The following is a 15815-nucleotide window of genomic DNA, read 5'->3' on the forward strand; positions in this document are numbered from 1 at the left end:
TCAGGGGAGCGGCTTCGCCTTGAGGTTGTCGAGCTGCGTCACGACCTGATTCGCGGACGCGCTCGCCATCCCGAGGACGTACGTCGTGTCGGCGAGGCCGGCGACGACGCTCGTCACGTCGTGATCGACCTTGCCCGCCTGGGCCCAGTACGCGACCGTCGGTATCGTCATGTACACCGAGAACGCGCGGTGCTCGCTGCCGGGCCGCTCGCCGATGATGTGCACGATGGCGCGCCGGCTCTGCGCGTCGGCGAGCTTTCCGTAAAGGACCTCGCCGACGTGATACCCCGCGCGCACGCGGCCCGAGGTGCACACGATGTTCTCGGGCGCGACCTTGTAGCCCGCATTCTCGAGCGCCGTGCGGAGCGCCGGGAGGAACACGTCCACGTGCCCCGCATCCGAGATCGAATAGGCGTTCAGGCCCTCCGAGATCATGATCTGCACGTCATACTGGCCCGCGTGCGCGTCCCGGAGCTTCTCGAGCTCGGGGATCGCGTCGGCCTTGATCTGCTCGCCCGTCGGCGGGTGCAGGATGTAATCGTCGCGGTCCTTCGATCCCGTCCAGACCTTCACCGCGCTCGGGATCGTCGCGACGAACGCCGGATCGAGCTCGGCGATGATGCTCTTCTTGCCGTCGTCGACGAGGTCGCGGATGTACTGGTCGAGGTCGGGGTTCAGGTCCCACGGCTTCGCCCCGCGGCCCTCGGCGATGAACACGCCGCGCTTCTTCACGGCGTCGAGCTCGGTCTGCGTCTCCGACGCCGCCATGATCTGCTCGATCGTGCGCGGATCCGCCGGGTTCTTCGCCTTCATGTACTTGGCGTAGACGTACTTCACGTTGCCGAAGTACTGCGTGGGCTGCCCCTGCGCGTCGATGACGCCGAGCTCCTGGAAAAACGCCCACATCTTGTCCTCGACCTTGTAGCCGAACTTGTCGCGGATCCGGACGTGGTCCTGGAACGCGGTCGTCAGGTACGACAGCATCGGGTCGTTCTTCGTGGGCAGGGCCATGAGGTAAGCCGGGTTGGCCGGCATGATCTGGTCGATGCACCAGTCGAGATCGTCGAGGCCGACCGACATGTGCAACGTCGAGCAGATATCGAGGCCGATCGGCAGGCCGTGCAGCTTGCCCATCACGATGTCCTCCAGGCAGCAGCGGACGAGCTGCTCCTTCGTGCGGAAGACCTCGGGGCCGATGAAGCCCGCCACGTCGTTCAGGTGCACCCACGGCGCCTCGGTGTTGCCCGCGGCCTTCTGCGCCTCGGCGACCTTGTGCGTGAGGGCCCGCGCGAAGCCGTACTTGCGCGCCTCGTGCACGACCATGTCGAAGCCCGCGCCGTGGCCGTTCGTCGCGTCCGCGCCCTGCCCCGTCTCGAAATAGAGGCCATACTTGCCGGGCCGCGCGGCCGCGTGGTTCAGCATCTTCTCCACCGTGACGTCGAACGTCGCGTTCGCGTCCACGGTGCTGCCGAGGCTCTGGAACCAGAGCGCCGTCGAGCCCGGGAACTGCTTCTCGACCTCGGCCTGCACGTCGATGTGCGCGAGGCAGCAGTGCGGCAGCGTGTCCTCGAGCTTGAACGTCACGAGGATGTCCTTCAGCACCTCCTCGATCTTGTGTACGCTCGCGACCTCGCTCGAGACCGGGTTGTTGCCGAGCACGACGTCGCCGACCGCGAAGGCGAAGCCGTTCATGACCTGCCAGAGGATGTCGGTCGGGTCGTCCGTGGGCGAGTTCGGCTGGATACGCGCGCCCATGTAGCCCTTCGCGCCGATGTTCGAGCCCGGCAGGGGGTTGAACACGGTCTGTCCCACCTTCGTGAGCTCGTCGTTGTTCATGAGCTTCACGACCATGCCGATGATGTCGCTCGGGAGGCCGACCATGACGGCCTTGATCTCGGCCTCGGTCTTTTCGAGCAAGAATGCCTTGAGCTCCGACATCTTCCAGCCGCGCACGGACTCGAGCGCGGCCGCGTCCGTCGTCTTCATGACGAGGTCGTAGACGGCGTCCTCGAGCATCGGGCGCTCCGCGAGATCGCCGATCTTCGTGTTGCCGAGCAGCGTGCGCGCGTTCTGCCGCGTCGTTTCGTCCTTGGCCGCGACGCCGAGGGCCTCGTCGCCCTCCTTGTATTCGTTCGCGAAGCCGATCACGGCCTTGTAGAACTCGTGGTCGTACTGGCCCTTGACGCGGGTGACGTAGGTGATGACGTCCTCCCCCTCGCAAATGTCGTCGATCCCGACGTTGCAAGACCGCGGCGTCGGCGGCTGCTCCGGCAGATCCGGCGTGCACCCGACCGCCGTGAGCGCCCCGATGCCGCCGAGGAGCCCCATCATGAAGGAGCGGCGGCGCAGCGCGAGCGAGGCCGGGCTCGCCGCTGCGGACAGCGGCGCCGCCGCGGGAATCTGCCGAGGTCTACGCGGACGATCCAGCTCGTTTGCCTTCTTCATGCTCGTGCTCCCAAGCAACCATCCAAGGAGTGCATCTCCCGCATCACGGCGAGGCGCTGCACGCCGCCCACCGCCCACGGAGGGAGCCCTTCGAATAAAGGCGCCCCGGATCGATTGTAGGCCGAAGGAACTCGCTCTGGCAACGCACTCGTCGCGAGATCGGGTAGGGTGATCCCTCAACCGAGGAGAGACATGAACGGCCGTAAGTGGACCTTCCCATTCGCGGGGCTCGTCGCGCTCGTGGGCGGCTGCCAGATCATTGGCAGCCTCGAGCCCGAGCTCGTCCTTTCGTCCGGGGACGAAGTCTGCGGCGACGGGCTCGACGACGACGAAGACGGCCTCGCCGATTGCGCCGACCCCGATTGCGCCACGAGCACCTGCGTCTCGGGCGCACCTCCCGGCTGGGAAGGGCCCTTCTGGGTGTGGCGCTCTGCCTGGGACGGCGCGTCGGGGCCTTCATGCCCCCTCGGCCTCGAGGCCTCCGCCCATTACATGACCCCCACGCCGGCGGCGTGTACGCCGTGCGCGTGCGGCGGCGTCGAGGGCGGCGCCTGCGGCACGCCGAGGCTCCGTTGCTGGGCGTCCAAGAGCTGCTCCGGCGAAGCCGTCAACGCGACGATCGACGACGTGGGGCAATGCGGCAATCCCTTCGGCTTCCTGGGGAGCCCGTCGACCGCGAGCTGCCGGATCATCGCGCCGGGCAACATGCAATCGAACGGCACGTGCGCGCCGCCGAGCGGCGGGGGGCTCGCGGACGCGAAGCCGTTCCAGGAGATGCTCTCGGCCTGCGAGCTGCGCGAGGCCGGGTGCGAGGAGGGCTCGTCCTGCGCGCCGCCGCTCGAAGACGGAGCGAAGCTCTGCATCCGGAAGAGCGGCGACGACGCCTGCCCGAGCGGATGGACCGCCGATACGATGGACGCGTATTCGAGCGGGCAGGACGCGCGGGCCTGCGAGGCTTGCACCTGCCAGCTCCAGGGCGCCGCTTGCGAGGGTGGCGTCTACCGGGCCTTCGATCTGCAGGGCTGCAAGGAGGACGCGGAGCCCGGGTCGGTCGTGGACCCGCCGATCGACATCACGGGGGACGCCTGCTTCGACCTCACGATGCTCTCCGATCTGAACACCTTTTCGGTGCGCGCCATTTCGACCAGCGTCGTCACGGGCGCCTGCCAGGCGAGCGGCGGCGCGCCGAGCGGCTCGGTCCTGCTCGAGGGACCCGTCAAATACTGCTGTCGTTGATTATTTCGCGTAAAATAGTGATTTCGCCAAAAAAAATCGCGCCGCGCCTCGAAGCGAGGAGAGGCGGCGGGCAGAAAATCACGAAAACAAAGTCGGCAGGAACTGCTGCATTTGCTTGGCCTGGGCCTCGGCGCGTGCTCGGCAGGCCTCGAGGCGTGCGCGCAGGGGGCCGTCGGCGTCCCGGGCGCCTCGGCGAAAGACCTCGGCCGCGCGCTCGTGGGTGAGCTTGAGCAAGGGCGCGAGGCTCTTCTGATCGACCCGCATCGGGGCATCGAGGAGCACGATACACGCCTCGGCCGCATCCCGGAGATCACACGCGTCGAGGGCGTCGGCGACGGGGAGAAGCTCGACGAGCGACTGCCGGAGTGTGTCTCGCCCGCCTCTGGGTATCACGCTGGACATGAGGATGAGGTCCAGGATAGCGGAGGAATTCCTTTCGGCCATCCGGGGCGTTATTTGTCGCGTCGCGGCATGCGCGTCGGACGGCCTTCGCGCGCCTCTGCGCCAAGATCCTGCCGCGTTGAACTGCAACCAGGACGTGTCGCTTTCGGCAAAGCTGGCTCCTCGGGGGTCCCAGGACGAGGGTGTCCCGACAAACGGAAAACGAGCGAGAGGCACGTGTGGACGCGCCCCTCGCTCGCGAGAGCAGCAGCGTCCCCCCCGAGCCGCCGCCTGCTCTCCTGCCCGATCCTACCCCGCGCGCGCCGAAAGTCCCCACGTCCGAGGAGCAATCGACTGTGGGGATGTCGGTTTTGGGGCAGACAAAAGCTCAACCAGAATGGGCGGATGTGTCCGGCGGGGGTTCGGGGGCGGAGCTCGGCTCGTCCGAGCGGAGCCCCTGAGCGTAGACCGGAAGCTCTTCGTACGACAGCTCGATCTCCGGCACGGTCGGGCGTTCGCTGATCGGCGTGACGCGGTCGAACGGCAGGGGCTCCGGGCGAGGCTCCGCGAGCCGGGTCGGATGCCTCGCCGCAGGGACGAACGCAGCCGCGAGGAGAACGGAGATTCCTCCGCAGAGCACGGCGGCGCTGTAGCCGATCTGGAGCGCGAGCAGGGCGCCTCCGAAGAGCGCGAACGCGGCGAACGAGCCCGCGACGGCCATCGCCAGCGGGAGCGCGCGATCCGCGAGGGACGACGCGATCCGCACGCCGAGCGCGAGGAGCGCGCCGAGGCCCACGCCGACGGCGCCGAGGATCACCGCGGCGACGCCGAGCCGCGCAGGCAACGTGAGCCCGAGGGCCGCGCCGAGCGCCGGCTCGAGCCCCATCACGAGGGGCGCGAGGACGAAGACGAGGGCGAGCGACCAGCGCTGCGCGGCGCCACGCGCGCCCACGTCGCGCGGGCGATGCCCGACCCCGAAGCCCACGCCGAGCGCGAGCAACAAGACGAGCGGCAGCACGAGGGCCACGAGATCCGTCCTGCCGACGACCAGGGCGAGCCGCGGCGCGAGCGCGGCGCCGAGGAGCGAGACGCCCGCCGCCGAGAAGCCAAGCGCGAGCGCGGCGCGCAGGACCGACCCGCGCGTCGCCCCCTCGAGCGCCCGCCGCGACACGAGGAGCGCGCCGAGGAGCGCGACGAACGCCGCGAGCGCCGTCACCACGAGGCCGGCCGCGATCGTCAAGAGCCCGCGGTGCTTCTCCTTCAGCGCGCGCACGTCGAGCAGCGTCTTCTTCAGGTGGCCCGGCGCGACCGTGGAGAACCAGAAGGGACGATCGTCCGTCGTCGGCGTCAGATCCGCGCCCTGCTCGGCCGTGAGCTCGGCCGGATCGGCGCCCTCGACGAGCAACCGGCGGACGTTGTTTTTGGGCGCCTCCGCCATGAGGAGCTCGGCGAACCTGTGCCTTCGGCAGTACGAGCGGAGGTTCGTGATCTCCTCGGCGCGGAGGGGCGTGCGCTTGACGAGCAGGGTCGAGATCTTGTCCTTCGTGCAGCCGAAGAGGTGCTTCGCCGGCGCCTCGGCGCCCGTCTCGCGGAGCGCGCGGGTCGCGAGCGCGACGAGCCGATCCGCATCCGCCTCGGGCCGCGTGAGCGTCACCGTGCCCTCGGGCACGACCGTGAGGAGCATCTCGCGCACCGCCTGCGTCGTGAAGAGCGGGCTCGGCGTGGCGGCCACGGCGCCCGTCGGCGTAGGCGCGAGGGAGTCGACGTACGCGACGACCACGTGGCGATACGGCGAAGGCGGGCGGCGGATGAAGCTGCGGGGCCCCTCGACCACGAGCCGGATCTCGGGTTTGTCGTAGAGCTCGCCGCTGAAGGCGTACGACTGGCTGCGCATCACCTCGTGCACGACGGTCGGCTCCGCCTCGACCGCGTGGATCTCCTTCACGTTCTGCCGCAGCGCGACCCGGAGCTCGCGCCCGCCCGCCGACCCCACGACGAGCGCGGGCCCCTGGTCCTTGTGGAGGACGTACCCGAGCTCGCCCGGCGAGGCCGGCGGCAACTGCTTCGCCTCGTAGATCGGCGTGCCGAACGTGCCGTCCGTGCGCAACCAGGCCGCGCCGGCCGAGGGTTTGTCCACGGTGAGCAGGCCGCGGTTCGTCCAGCGCTGGAAGGCGACCCGCTCGATCTGGATCCACCGGATGGCCGCGAGCTTGAGGTACGGCGCGCCGATCTCCCCGGCGAGGAGCACGGAGCAGCCGAGCACGAACGTCGCGATGATCCCGAGGTGCACCCGCGGAGGCTCGGCCTCCGAAGGTGAACCCGCGCCCCCGGCCTCGCCGAGCTCGTGCCGCCCGGCGATCGCGAAGAGCGCCGCCGCGAGGCTCACCGCGATCGCCGCGCCGAGCCCCACCCGCGCAGGCCCGAAGCGCAGGACGAACGCCGCCACGACGACGCCGCAAGCCGCGCCGAGCAGGCCGCTCTTCCCCACGTCGGCCACGCGCCGCCGCGCCACGCCGAGGACACCCGTGATCGTCACGCCGCCGAGCAAAAAAGGCAGGAGCGAGGTGCCGAGGTAGATCGCGAGCTGACCGAGCGCCGCGCGATCGAAGGTGTCGACCGAACGCGCGCGCACGCCGACCACGACCGAGACGGCCACCGCGCCCGCGGAGAGCGCGGCCAGATGCGCGACCGGCGCGATGCTGCGTGGCGCCTTGCCGATGCCCCGCACCCCCGCGCCGAGCAGCGCACCGAGGCCGAGCCCGAGCGGCAGGAGCGCGAGCCACACGAGCTCGAAGTGCGCCCCGAGCGAGGCGGAAAACAGCCGCACGAGCGCGATCGAGAGCACCACGAACGCGGCGAGGTAAAGCGCGATCCCCCCGGCGAGGGCCCTCGACTGGCTGACCGACATGCGAGGCACATCGTCTAGCACGGCTCCGCGCGCGTTGACCCGCGGAAGTGCGCGCGACCGGCAGGTCGGGAGGCTCAGCGCTCTTTGCCGAGCGGAGCGAGCGGCCACGGGCGCAGCAGGGGCACGGCCGCGGCGGGCCCGCTCTGACGGAGCGCGCGCGCGCACTCGTCGACGAGCAGGCGCCGCGGCCCGAACGCCGTGCCGTTGGCGGCGTCGGCGTCCATGAGCCGCGTGGGCGTGTCGCGGCCGAAGTCGTCGGGGTGGCCTGGATCGTCGAGCAGCACGTGCCCGAGCTCGTGCGCGAGGGCGAAGCTCGCGCGGTCGGCCCGGAGCGCGGCGCGATCCGTGATGAGCACGTTGCGCACCGCGCCGCCGTCGGCGCCGATGAAGCTCTCGCCGATCCGGCCGCTGCCGGCGAAGCTCGGGATCACGAACACCTCGATGGTCGATGGATCCCCGTCATCGAAGGCCTTGATGAGCGCGCGCTCCTCCACGGTCCCCGCGATCGCGTCGATGTCGTTGAAGTGCGAGAGCCCGTCCTCGAGCTCGACGCGCCCGATACACGCCGTGAGAAGCGCGTCGGAGCTCAGCGGCCCCGACGCGGGCGGCTCCACGAGCGCGAGCTCGCCGCTCTTGCGCCGCACGAGCACGTCCGAGCTGCCACGCGCGCCCGCCGCGATCGACGCGTTGTCCGAGACCCGCGCCGAAAAACCCGCCGAGGTGATCGCCGCCGAGAGCACCCGCGCCGCGCCCGCGGGGGTCGTGCCTTTTTCGATCGTCACCACGATCTCGCGCCCGTCCACGCGCACGCGTAGCTTGCCGCCGCCCGCCGCGGGCAAGCCGTGATCACAGCCGAGCGCCACGAGGTGCGGGCGCGGCGGATCCACGATCGTGATCGTCGTCTCCGCGGGTGGCCCGAAGCTCACCCCACACGCGCCCCAGAGCGCGCTCGCCTGCGCGACGTCCGCGCGCGCCCGCGCGATCGCGCCCGCGTCGTCCCCGCCCACGGGCGGCGGCCCGCCCGGCCGCGGGCGCACCAGAAAGACCCGCAAGGCGCCTCGATACCGCACGAGCGGCCCGAGCGGCGAGGCGCGTGGGCCCGCGACGCGCAAGCCTCCGAGCTTGCGCGCCTCGCTGAGCAGCGCGATCTCCACGGCGCCGCCGAGCTCCGCGCGCACCGATCGATCTCGCACCGTGGGGTGGTTCCGATCGATCTCGTCCGGCACCACGCGGATCGGCGCGGTCGAGCCACACGCGAGGGGCGCGCTCACGCCATCCGGGCAAGGGACCGAGCCGAGGATCACGGGCTCCAGCCGATCGACGAGCGCGCCCGACGGCGCGCGGCCCGTCACGCGCACGACGGGCGGCAGATCGTCGGGCAGGGCCACCACGACGAACCGCAGCGCGTCGGGGTTGCTGCTGTTCGCATACGGATCGACGGGCAGACGCTCCGGCGGCGTACGCTCGAGCGAGGCGTGCGAGCGCGCCGGATCCACGAGTCTTCCCTGCCCGTCGACCGGCCGCACGTCGATCGCCGTGATCGTACGCGTTCGTCCGAACGCCTTCACCTCACCTCGCCCCGGCCGCACCGCCTGCAGCGCGGCGCGCTTCGCGCCCGCGGGCACGACCGTCCCCGCGAACGGGCGCCCGTCCACGAGCAGGCGCGCCACGTCGCCGCGGACCTCGATCGTTCGATCCTTGCCTTTGGGGATCACGAGATCGAAGAGGTCCGTCGACGGCGCGACGACGTCTTGCTCCGCGTCGGGCCGACCATCGACGTCGTCGTCGTCGCGATCGACGCCGAGCACGATCCGATCGTCGGCCTCTGCGGCGGGGATGTCCTGCGTGCTCCCCTGCCCCGCGGCGGCGAGGACGACCCCGAGGGCGAGCGCGCGCCCCAGGGGCCTTCCGCGCCCGCCCCCGGAGACGATCACCGACCCTCGATCGCCTGCGTGACGATGTGGAACTCGACGCGGCGGTTGCGCGCCTGCCCCTCGGGTGTCGTGTTGGGCGCGATCGGCTTGCGCGCGCCGAAGCCCTTCGACTCGAGGCGATTCGCCGCGATGCCACCCTTGTTGATCAGGTAATCACGCACGGCCGCGGCGCGGGCCGCCGAGAGCTTGTCGTTGTACTCGGGTTTGCCGACGTCGTCGGTGTGGCCCTCGACGCTGACGAGCTTGATCTCGGGGTTCGCCCTGAGCAGGCGCACGACCTCGTCGAGGATCGGGTAGCTCTTCGGCAGGATCACGTTGCTGTCGAACTCGAACTCGACCTGCTTCGTGATCTGAATCTCGCTCGATCCCGTGATGCGTCGGACGAACTGCGGACAACCTTCCTTCTCGGGATCGTCGCCGCGCATGCCCGGCTCCTTCGGGCACTTGTCCTCGGCGTCGGGGACGGTGTCCTGATCGGCGTCGTCCTCGGGGCAGCCGTCGCGATCGTCGATGCCGTCCTTGTCCTCGGGGACGTCGGGGCACTTGTCGACGTTGTCGGGGATGCCGTCGCGGTCCCGATCGGCCATCGTCGGGCAGCCGTCGTCCGGGTTCGGCGGGGCCTTGTCTTCCTTGTCGACGGGGCACATGTCGACGAGGTCGGGGAAGCCGTCCTTGTCCGTGTCGACGTCGTCGCGGAACTGGTAACGCGCTGCGCCCGCGCCGACCTCGGTGTCCTTGAGCCCGAAGGCGCCGCCGACGACGGCCACGATGCGCAGATCGGGCGCGTATCCGCCCGTCAGGCGCGAGCCGACCGAGAGGCCCGCCCACGAGACTTTTTTCGCGTCGAGCGACATCCGACCCGAGACCGACCACTCGAGCGGCGCAGCGTCGAGCTCGCCGAGCGTCTCGGGGAGCATGCCGACGGAGCCGAAGATTTCGGCCCCGATCCGGAGGCGATCCTGCATGAGGGGCACGTAGCCGCCGAGGCCGTAGGTGAGCTCGCGGCCGACCGTGAGCTCGTGCAGCTTCGCCGTGGGCCGGATGGAGAAGCCCGCGTTCAGCGCCACGACGAACTTCTTCGCGTCGTACTCGGTGGCGATGCCGATGTTGGCCCACGTCTCCTTGTCACCCGCGAACGAGAACTCGTCGCCGGTCGGCAGGAAGACCGAGCCGCGGACGCCGAGCTTGAAGGATCGATCCTCGGTGCGGAACACGAGGAAGCGACCGTCGAGCCGGAGATCCATCGGCGCGAAGGCCTGCATGTTGACGTTCTGGTCGAGCCCGACGGCCGCGTTCCCGGTGGGGTTGCCGCCCTGGTAGAGCGCGAGCGGGAGGGAGACCTGGACCGCGCCGCGCTCGAGGATCTCCGCGCCCGCCGTGAGGTAACCCGTGAGCTGGCTGGCGACGGGCGGGCCTTGCAGGCGATCGGCCTTGTCGAGGTTGTCGACGTGGTTGTCGACGCGCAGCGGGTTCAGCGAGAAGCCGAGGCCGAACTGACCGTAGAGGCGCGTCTGGCCGATCTCGGGGCGCCAGACGCCGAGCCCGTCCGCGGGCGCGCCGCCGATCTGCAGCCTGTCGAGGTAAAACGTCTTGTCCTGCGCGCGCGCATACGCGGGCAGGAGCAAGGTCGAAGCGAGCGTAGCCCCGGGCAGGAGAGTCTTGGCCGCCCGCTTTGCCCACCTCGCGGGTCCCGAAGTTCGTCGAACCATCACGCGTGTCCTCTGTACCACTGTCCCGGCCAGACCGGGTGGCCGACGCGCACCCTTGCGCGTCACGGCCACCCGTCATGGGACGCTCACTTCGGCGTCGGCGGAACGACGATCTCGTTGATCGGCAAGAATCCGGCGCCGGCCGGATAGGCGTACGAGACGCGGAGCGTCTGCTGCGTCGTGCCCCAGCCCCACACGGTGGCGCCGAAGGGCTGCGTGCTCGACATCTCCTGAGGGCCGTTCGTGCAGCCGTCGACGCCCTGGAAATCGCCCTTCACGAGGTCCACGCGGGTGAACTCGTAGTCGCCGACGGCCTGCCAGCCGCCGAGCTCGCCCTTGCATTTGAGGGTGACGGGGGCAAACTCGCCGGTCGTCTTCGATTTCACGCGCACCACGACGAGGCTCGTCTCGGGGTACGTCGGGTCCGTGAAGAGCACGTAACGCTTCAGGAACTGCTGGGGCGGGACCACGTTCACCCAGTCCGGATCCCCCACGTTGGCGAAGGGCGCGCCGCCCGTCATGTAGGCGCCGAGGTAAAACGGGTGCTGCGCGTCCTGGCTGCGCACCACGAAGGGCCCCGGATCCTCGAACTCGAGCACCTGGCCCTGGCCGATCGTCGTGGGCGCGCCCGCGGGCTTCGTGGGACTCCAGGTGAGGGTCGTCCCGTCCACGGCGCCGACGAGGCGCCACCGCGACGACTCCTCCTCCCCCGCAGACCGGCTCTTGTACCGCACGGCCACGTATTCGTTGCCGAGCGCCCGCACCGGCGCGAGCTGCTGCTGCCCCGAATCACAATCGTCCTGCATGGACGGCACGTTCATGCATTTCGACGCGCCGAAGACGGCGATGGGTTTGTCCGAGGCGATCGGGCTGCCCGTGAGCTCGTCCGCCTGCGTGATCTGCAGGAACTGGCCCGCGTTCAGCATGTAGTCGACGGGCTTGTTCACCTCGGAGGCCGGGACGCCGCCGCCGCCCACGATCGCCTGGTTCGGCAAGAGCGTGACCTTCGTGTTGTCCTGGTGCGCGAGGATCGCCAAGGACGGCCAGGCGTCGGCGAAGACGTCGCTCGCCTTGTACGCGTTGATCGCGAGGTAGTTGGTGTCCCAAGCGCTCGTCGGCAAGAGCAACGTGGCGGACGAGACCGACGCCTGACCGCCACCGTACGGCACGATCTGGTAAGCCACCACCGGGTAGTCGGTCGTGATGTGGAAGGCGTCGCCGATGCCCGTGTCGACCACGCCGGTCTCGAGGTCGAGCGCCGCGGGCTCCGGGCAGTCGACGACGTTCCCTCCTTGCGACCTGCGCGACAGGAACAGGATCGCCACCTGCCCCACGTCGATGCCCTTCGCCGGGTCGTAAGGGGTGTACTGGATCGCGCCGTTCGCGCCGATGCTCGGGATGTACGCGAACGTGGCCGGATTGAGCGTCGAGCCCTTCCGCGAGACCTCGAGGTGCACCGGCAGCGCCCAGGTATTCGCCACGAATGCAGCGAAGCACGCGCCGTCGGCCTGCGGGCGGAGCGCCGTCTTCAGCGCCCAGTAATCGCAGCCGTACGAGCTCCTCGACTCCTCGGCGGCCTGGCACGGGTTGTTGATGCACTTCGCATTCGCGCAACCCTCCGTCGGCTCGCATTGGTCGACGATCTGACCATAACAATCGACGACCGCCGTGAGGTCGTTCGAGCACGTATCGTCGCAGCCGACACCGCTGTCGGTGTCGATGATGACGCCGCCGGAGCCGCCGTCGCCCCCGCCACCCGGCCCTCCGGGCCCCGTGCCGGCGCCCGACGCCTCCGGGTCCCGGTACGAATCGGTGCACGCGGCGTACGCGGTGGCGGCGAGGAGCGCCGAGATCGCGAGCGAGAAGCTCGAAGCCCAGCTGGACTTTTTCACGCAAACCTCCCTTTCCGGCAATCGGTCACGAGGGTACCACGAGCAGCACGATCCGGTACGGGGACAAACCACGACTTCTTCCGCGTCTTCCCGGACGAACGGGCATGCGCCACGAACCTCCGATCAGAACACGCGCAACCAGGCCGGATCGATACGTCCATTCGAATGCGCCCGTTCCCTTCCGTTTCACGGCCCGCTTCAAGGGGCCGCCTGCCCGCTCGACGAACGTCCAGCCTCGGCTGGACCTTCTCCGGCAGCGCCGACGAAACACGTCGGTCAGCGTATCCTCTACAACCTTTTTGATGGTAAGAAACGAGCCCATCCTAGCCGACGCGCGAAAGGGGCGTCAAGCTCCGCCTCGCCGCCACCTCGCCGGGATCCTGCCGGCATGGAGGCGCAAATCGGTGGTCAATCAGCCATCGCCTCGAAATCGGCCTTCGACGCGCCACATTCGGGGCAATACCAGTCGTCGGGGATGTCCTCGAACGCCGTGCCGGGCGCGATGCCGGTGTCTGGATCCCCGATCGCCGGGTCGTAGACGTGCGCGCACACGAGGCACCGGTATTTCTTATTCATGCTCGCCATGGCTCCCTCGGAAGGGCGCCCTTATAACCTCGACCCGAGGCGAAGGGTAGCCCCGTGACGTCTACGGACGTGCCTCGTTCACCCCCGGAAAAACTTCCCCGAGCGACGCCTCGAGCGCCGCGCACACCTCGTCGACCTGCGCCTCCGTCATGCGCGGGTAGAGCGGGAGCGTGAGCTCGCGCGGGGCGAGCGCGTCCGTGCGGTCGAGGTCGCTCCGGCGCACGCGGTTGGTGGCTCCGTGGAACGAGAAGGCGTGGATCGGCGGGTAATGCACGCTCGTCTGGATCCCGCGCGCCTTCATCGCGGCCATCACGGCCTCGCGCGGCGCGCCCTCGGGCAGGAGCACGGGCATGATGTGGTACGCGCTCTCCCCCACCCCACGAGCCTCGAAGTCGCGGAACGGGATCCCCACGCGGCCGATCGCGGCGAGCCGCTCGCGATACCGCGAGACCACCACGCGTCGCATGCGGTTGCCCTCCGCGAGGCGCCCGAGCTGCACGAGGCCGATCGCGCTGCGGATCTCGTCGATGCGGTAGTTCTGCCCCGCGAGGACCACGTCGTAGGAGAACGCGTGCCCCTTGTGGCGATCGAGCGTCAGCGTGGTCATGCCGTGTGATCGCATGAGCTTGAGGCGCTGCCGGAGCTCGTCCGTGCGCGCGGCGATCGCGCCGCCTTCGCCCGTCGAGAGGTTCTTGTTCGAGAAGAAGCTGTAGCAGCCGACGTCGCCGATCGTGCCGAGCGCGCGGCCCTTCCACGTGGCGAGCGGCGCGTGCGCCGCGTCCTCGATCACCGCGATCCCGTGCCGCTCGGCGATCGCGAGGATCGCGTCCATGTCGCACGGGTAGCCGGCGTAATGCACGACCGTGATCGCCTTCGTGCGTGGCGTGATCTTCCGCTCGACGTCCGCCGGATCGATCGTGAGATCGTCCGGCCCCGTGACGTCGGCGAGCACCACGTCCGCGCCCGTCGTGAGCGCGGCGTTCGCGGTCGCCACGAAGGTCAGGCTCGGGCAGATCACCTCGTCGCCGGGGCCCACGCCCACGGCGAGGTACGCGAGGTGCAGCGCCGCCGTGCAGTTCGTCATGGCGAGCACGCCCGTCGTGCCGAACGCCTCGCCGAGCGCGCGCTCGAAGGCCTGCGTGCGTTCGCCCATCGTGAGCCAGCCGGAGGCGACGACGCGCGCCGCGGCTTCGGTCTCTTCAGGGCCGAAATGAAGGTCGCAGAGGGGGATCTTCCACATGAGCAGACCGGGGGTTCGGGGGCAGAGCTCGGCTCCGCCGAGCGAGCCCCCAAGCGTCAAATCGCGTACTCGTCGGGGCGGTAGTCGGCGATGCGCTCGAGGACGTACGCCCACGTCCTCGCGAGCCCTTCTTCGAGGGTCACGCGCGGCTCGTATCCGACGAGCTCCTTGGCCTTGCGGCCATCGGCGAGCAGGAGCTCGACCTCGCTCGCGTCGGGCCGCACGCGCGCGTCGTCCGTCTCGAGGCGCGCAGGTTTGCCCGAGATCGTGAAGATCAGCTCGGCGAGCTCCCCCATGGAGATCGTCCGGCCGCTGCCCACGTTGATCACCTGGCCGAGGGCCCGATCACTCGCGCCGACGGCGAGGAAACCAGCCACGGTGTCGTCCACGAAGTTGAGGTCGCGCTTCGGCCGCGTGCTGCCCACCCGCACGACCTCGCGACCGGCCGCGAGCTGCTTCATCACGCTCGGGATGAACGCGCGCGACGACTGGCGCGGGCCGTACGTGTTGAAGGGGCGGATCGTCGCGACGGGCGTGCCGAACGAGAGGAAATAACTCTCGGCGAGTTTGTCCGCGGCGATCTTCGTCGCCGAGTAGGGCGACTGCCCCGTGAGCGGGTGCGCCTCGTCGATCGGCGCGTACCGCGCCGATCCGTACGTCTCGCTCGTGGACGTGTGCACCACGCGAGCGCCGTATTCGCGCGCCGCCTCGAGCACGTTCAAGGTCCCCGAGATGTTCGTCGCGACGTACTGGTGCGGGGCGACGTACGAGTAGGGGATCCCGATCAGCGCGGCGAGGTGGAAGACCACGTCCGCGCCCCGCACGAGCTTGCGCACGCACGCGGCGTCCTCGACGTTGCCGAGGACGATCTCCACGTGCCCGAGCACGCCCTGCGGGACGCGATCGAGGTGGCCGCGCTGCGAGCTCGACGTGTAGCGGACGAGCGCGCGGACGTTCGCCCCCTCGCGCACGAGCGCCTCCACGAGGTGGCTGCCGATGAAGCCACCCGCGCCGGTCACGACGACGCGCTTGCCTGCGTAAACCGAGCTCGCATCCATCACGGGATCCTGACGTCCGTCACTTGACGATGATGTCGCCGGCCGGCGCGCCCGCGCCCTCGGTCGTGCCCTTCTCGCGGTGCACGCAGAGGCCCTGCTTGCAGTAACTCTCGGGCGTCGGCGAGGCACACTTGGTCTGGGGCTCCTCGCACTGGCCCTTCTTGTAGTTGTCGGCCATCGGCTTGATCGTATCGAGCGTCTGACCGTTCACGGGCTTCGCGCAGCCGGGCCACTCGCTCTGCTTGCAGTCGGCGTCCGTGTTGCAGTGCTGCGCCTTGTTGAGGAGGTCGAACGCCTCCCCGCGGATCTTGTCGCACTCCTTCGGGTCCATCTTGCTCGAGCACCCGAGCGACGAGAACAGGGCCAAGAAGGCCAGGGCTCCCAGGGTCACGACGCGTTTCATCGCCTCCGTCCTTTCCGTTCCGAC

Annotated in this window: 11 protein-coding genes; 1 reads left to right on the forward strand and 10 read right to left on the reverse strand. The window is 69.8% G+C overall.

Translation table 11 applies throughout. The features are described 5' to 3' along the window. Complete coding sequence (eutB, locus tag GF068_RS05040) at nt 1-2445, reverse strand: ethanolamine ammonia-lyase subunit EutB (RefSeq protein WP_240806598.1); 2445 nt, start codon at nt 2443-2445, stop codon at nt 1-3. Nucleotides 2446-2637: 192 nt separating this feature from the next. Between eutB and GF068_RS05045 the strand changes: the two genes are divergently transcribed. Beyond that, a complete protein-coding gene (locus tag GF068_RS05045; protein ID WP_153818099.1) occupies nt 2638-3681 on the forward strand; it encodes a hypothetical protein in 1044 nt (347 codons plus the stop codon). A gap of 78 nt (nt 3682-3759) precedes the next feature. Here the strand turns inward: GF068_RS05045 and GF068_RS05050 are convergent, their stop codons facing one another. The 9 genes from GF068_RS05050 to GF068_RS05090 form a co-directional block, all read right to left on the reverse strand. Next, nucleotides 3760-4083, reverse strand: a complete 324-nt coding sequence (locus GF068_RS05050; RefSeq protein ID WP_153818100.1) for a hypothetical protein — start codon at nt 4081-4083, stop codon at nt 3760-3762. Nucleotides 4084-4450: 367 nt separating this feature from the next. Next, nucleotides 4451-6970, reverse strand: coding sequence for a hypothetical protein (locus GF068_RS05055; RefSeq protein WP_153818101.1), 2520 nt, complete (start codon nt 6968-6970; stop codon nt 4451-4453). Between the two features lie 74 nt (nt 6971-7044). Beyond that, complete coding sequence (locus tag GF068_RS05060; RefSeq protein ID WP_153818102.1) at nt 7045-8904, reverse strand: ImmA/IrrE family metallo-endopeptidase; 1860 nt, start codon at nt 8902-8904, stop codon at nt 7045-7047. After that, complete coding sequence (locus tag GF068_RS05065) at nt 8901-10529, reverse strand: OmpA family protein (protein ID WP_240806599.1); 1629 nt, start codon at nt 10527-10529, stop codon at nt 8901-8903. Before GF068_RS05065 ends, GF068_RS05060 begins: the two co-directional genes overlap by 4 nt. Before the next feature lie 170 nt (nt 10530-10699). Further along, on the reverse strand, nt 10700-12505 hold the full coding sequence (locus tag GF068_RS46875) for an IgGFc-binding protein (RefSeq protein WP_153818104.1): 1806 nt from the start codon (nt 12503-12505) through the stop codon (nt 10700-10702). Nucleotides 12506-12913: 408 nt separating this feature from the next. Then, the gene (gene rd, locus GF068_RS05075; RefSeq protein WP_153818387.1) at nt 12914-13081 is read right to left on the reverse strand and encodes a rubredoxin; all 168 of its coding nucleotides are present in this window, start codon (nt 13079-13081) and stop codon (nt 12914-12916) included. 70 nt (nt 13082-13151) lie between these two features. Then, nucleotides 13152-14330: a DegT/DnrJ/EryC1/StrS family aminotransferase gene (locus GF068_RS05080; protein ID WP_153818105.1), complete on the reverse strand. Its 1179-nt coding sequence runs from the start codon at nt 14328-14330 to the stop codon at nt 13152-13154. A 56-nt stretch (nt 14331-14386) separates the two neighbouring features. After that, a complete protein-coding gene (locus tag GF068_RS05085; RefSeq protein ID WP_153818106.1) occupies nt 14387-15388 on the reverse strand; it encodes a GDP-mannose 4,6-dehydratase in 1002 nt (333 codons plus the stop codon). Between the two features lie 19 nt (nt 15389-15407). Further along, nucleotides 15408-15779, reverse strand: a complete 372-nt coding sequence (locus GF068_RS05090; RefSeq protein WP_170319308.1) for a hypothetical protein — start codon at nt 15777-15779, stop codon at nt 15408-15410. Nucleotides 15780-15815: the final 36 nt, after the last annotated feature.

It is taken from the genome of Polyangium spumosum (assembly GCF_009649845.1).
Taxonomy (GTDB): Bacteria; Myxococcota_A; Polyangia; order Polyangiales; family Polyangiaceae; genus Polyangium; species Polyangium spumosum.

Bases quoted from the DNA above. Each gene is read 5' to 3' on its own strand.
- GF068_RS05055 (WP_153818101.1), bottom strand. From the start codon at position 6,970: ATGTCGGTCAGCCAGTCGAGGGCCCTCGCCGGGGGGATCGCGCTTTAC.
- rd (WP_153818387.1), bottom strand. From the start codon at position 13,081: ATGAATAAGAAATACCGGTGCCTCGTGTGCGCGCACGTCTACGACCCG.
- GF068_RS05050 (WP_153818100.1), bottom strand. From the start codon at position 4,083: ATGTCCAGCGTGATACCCAGAGGCGGGCGAGACACACTCCGGCAGTCG.
- GF068_RS05080 (WP_153818105.1), bottom strand. From the start codon at position 14,330: ATGTGGAAGATCCCCCTCTGCGACCTTCATTTCGGCCCTGAAGAGACC.
- eutB (WP_240806598.1), bottom strand. From the start codon at position 2,445: ATGAAGAAGGCAAACGAGCTGGATCGTCCGCGTAGACCTCGGCAGATT.
- GF068_RS05085 (WP_153818106.1), bottom strand. From the start codon at position 15,388: ATGGATGCGAGCTCGGTTTACGCAGGCAAGCGCGTCGTCGTGACCGGC.
- GF068_RS05045 (WP_153818099.1), top strand. From the start codon at position 2,638: ATGAACGGCCGTAAGTGGACCTTCCCATTCGCGGGGCTCGTCGCGCTC.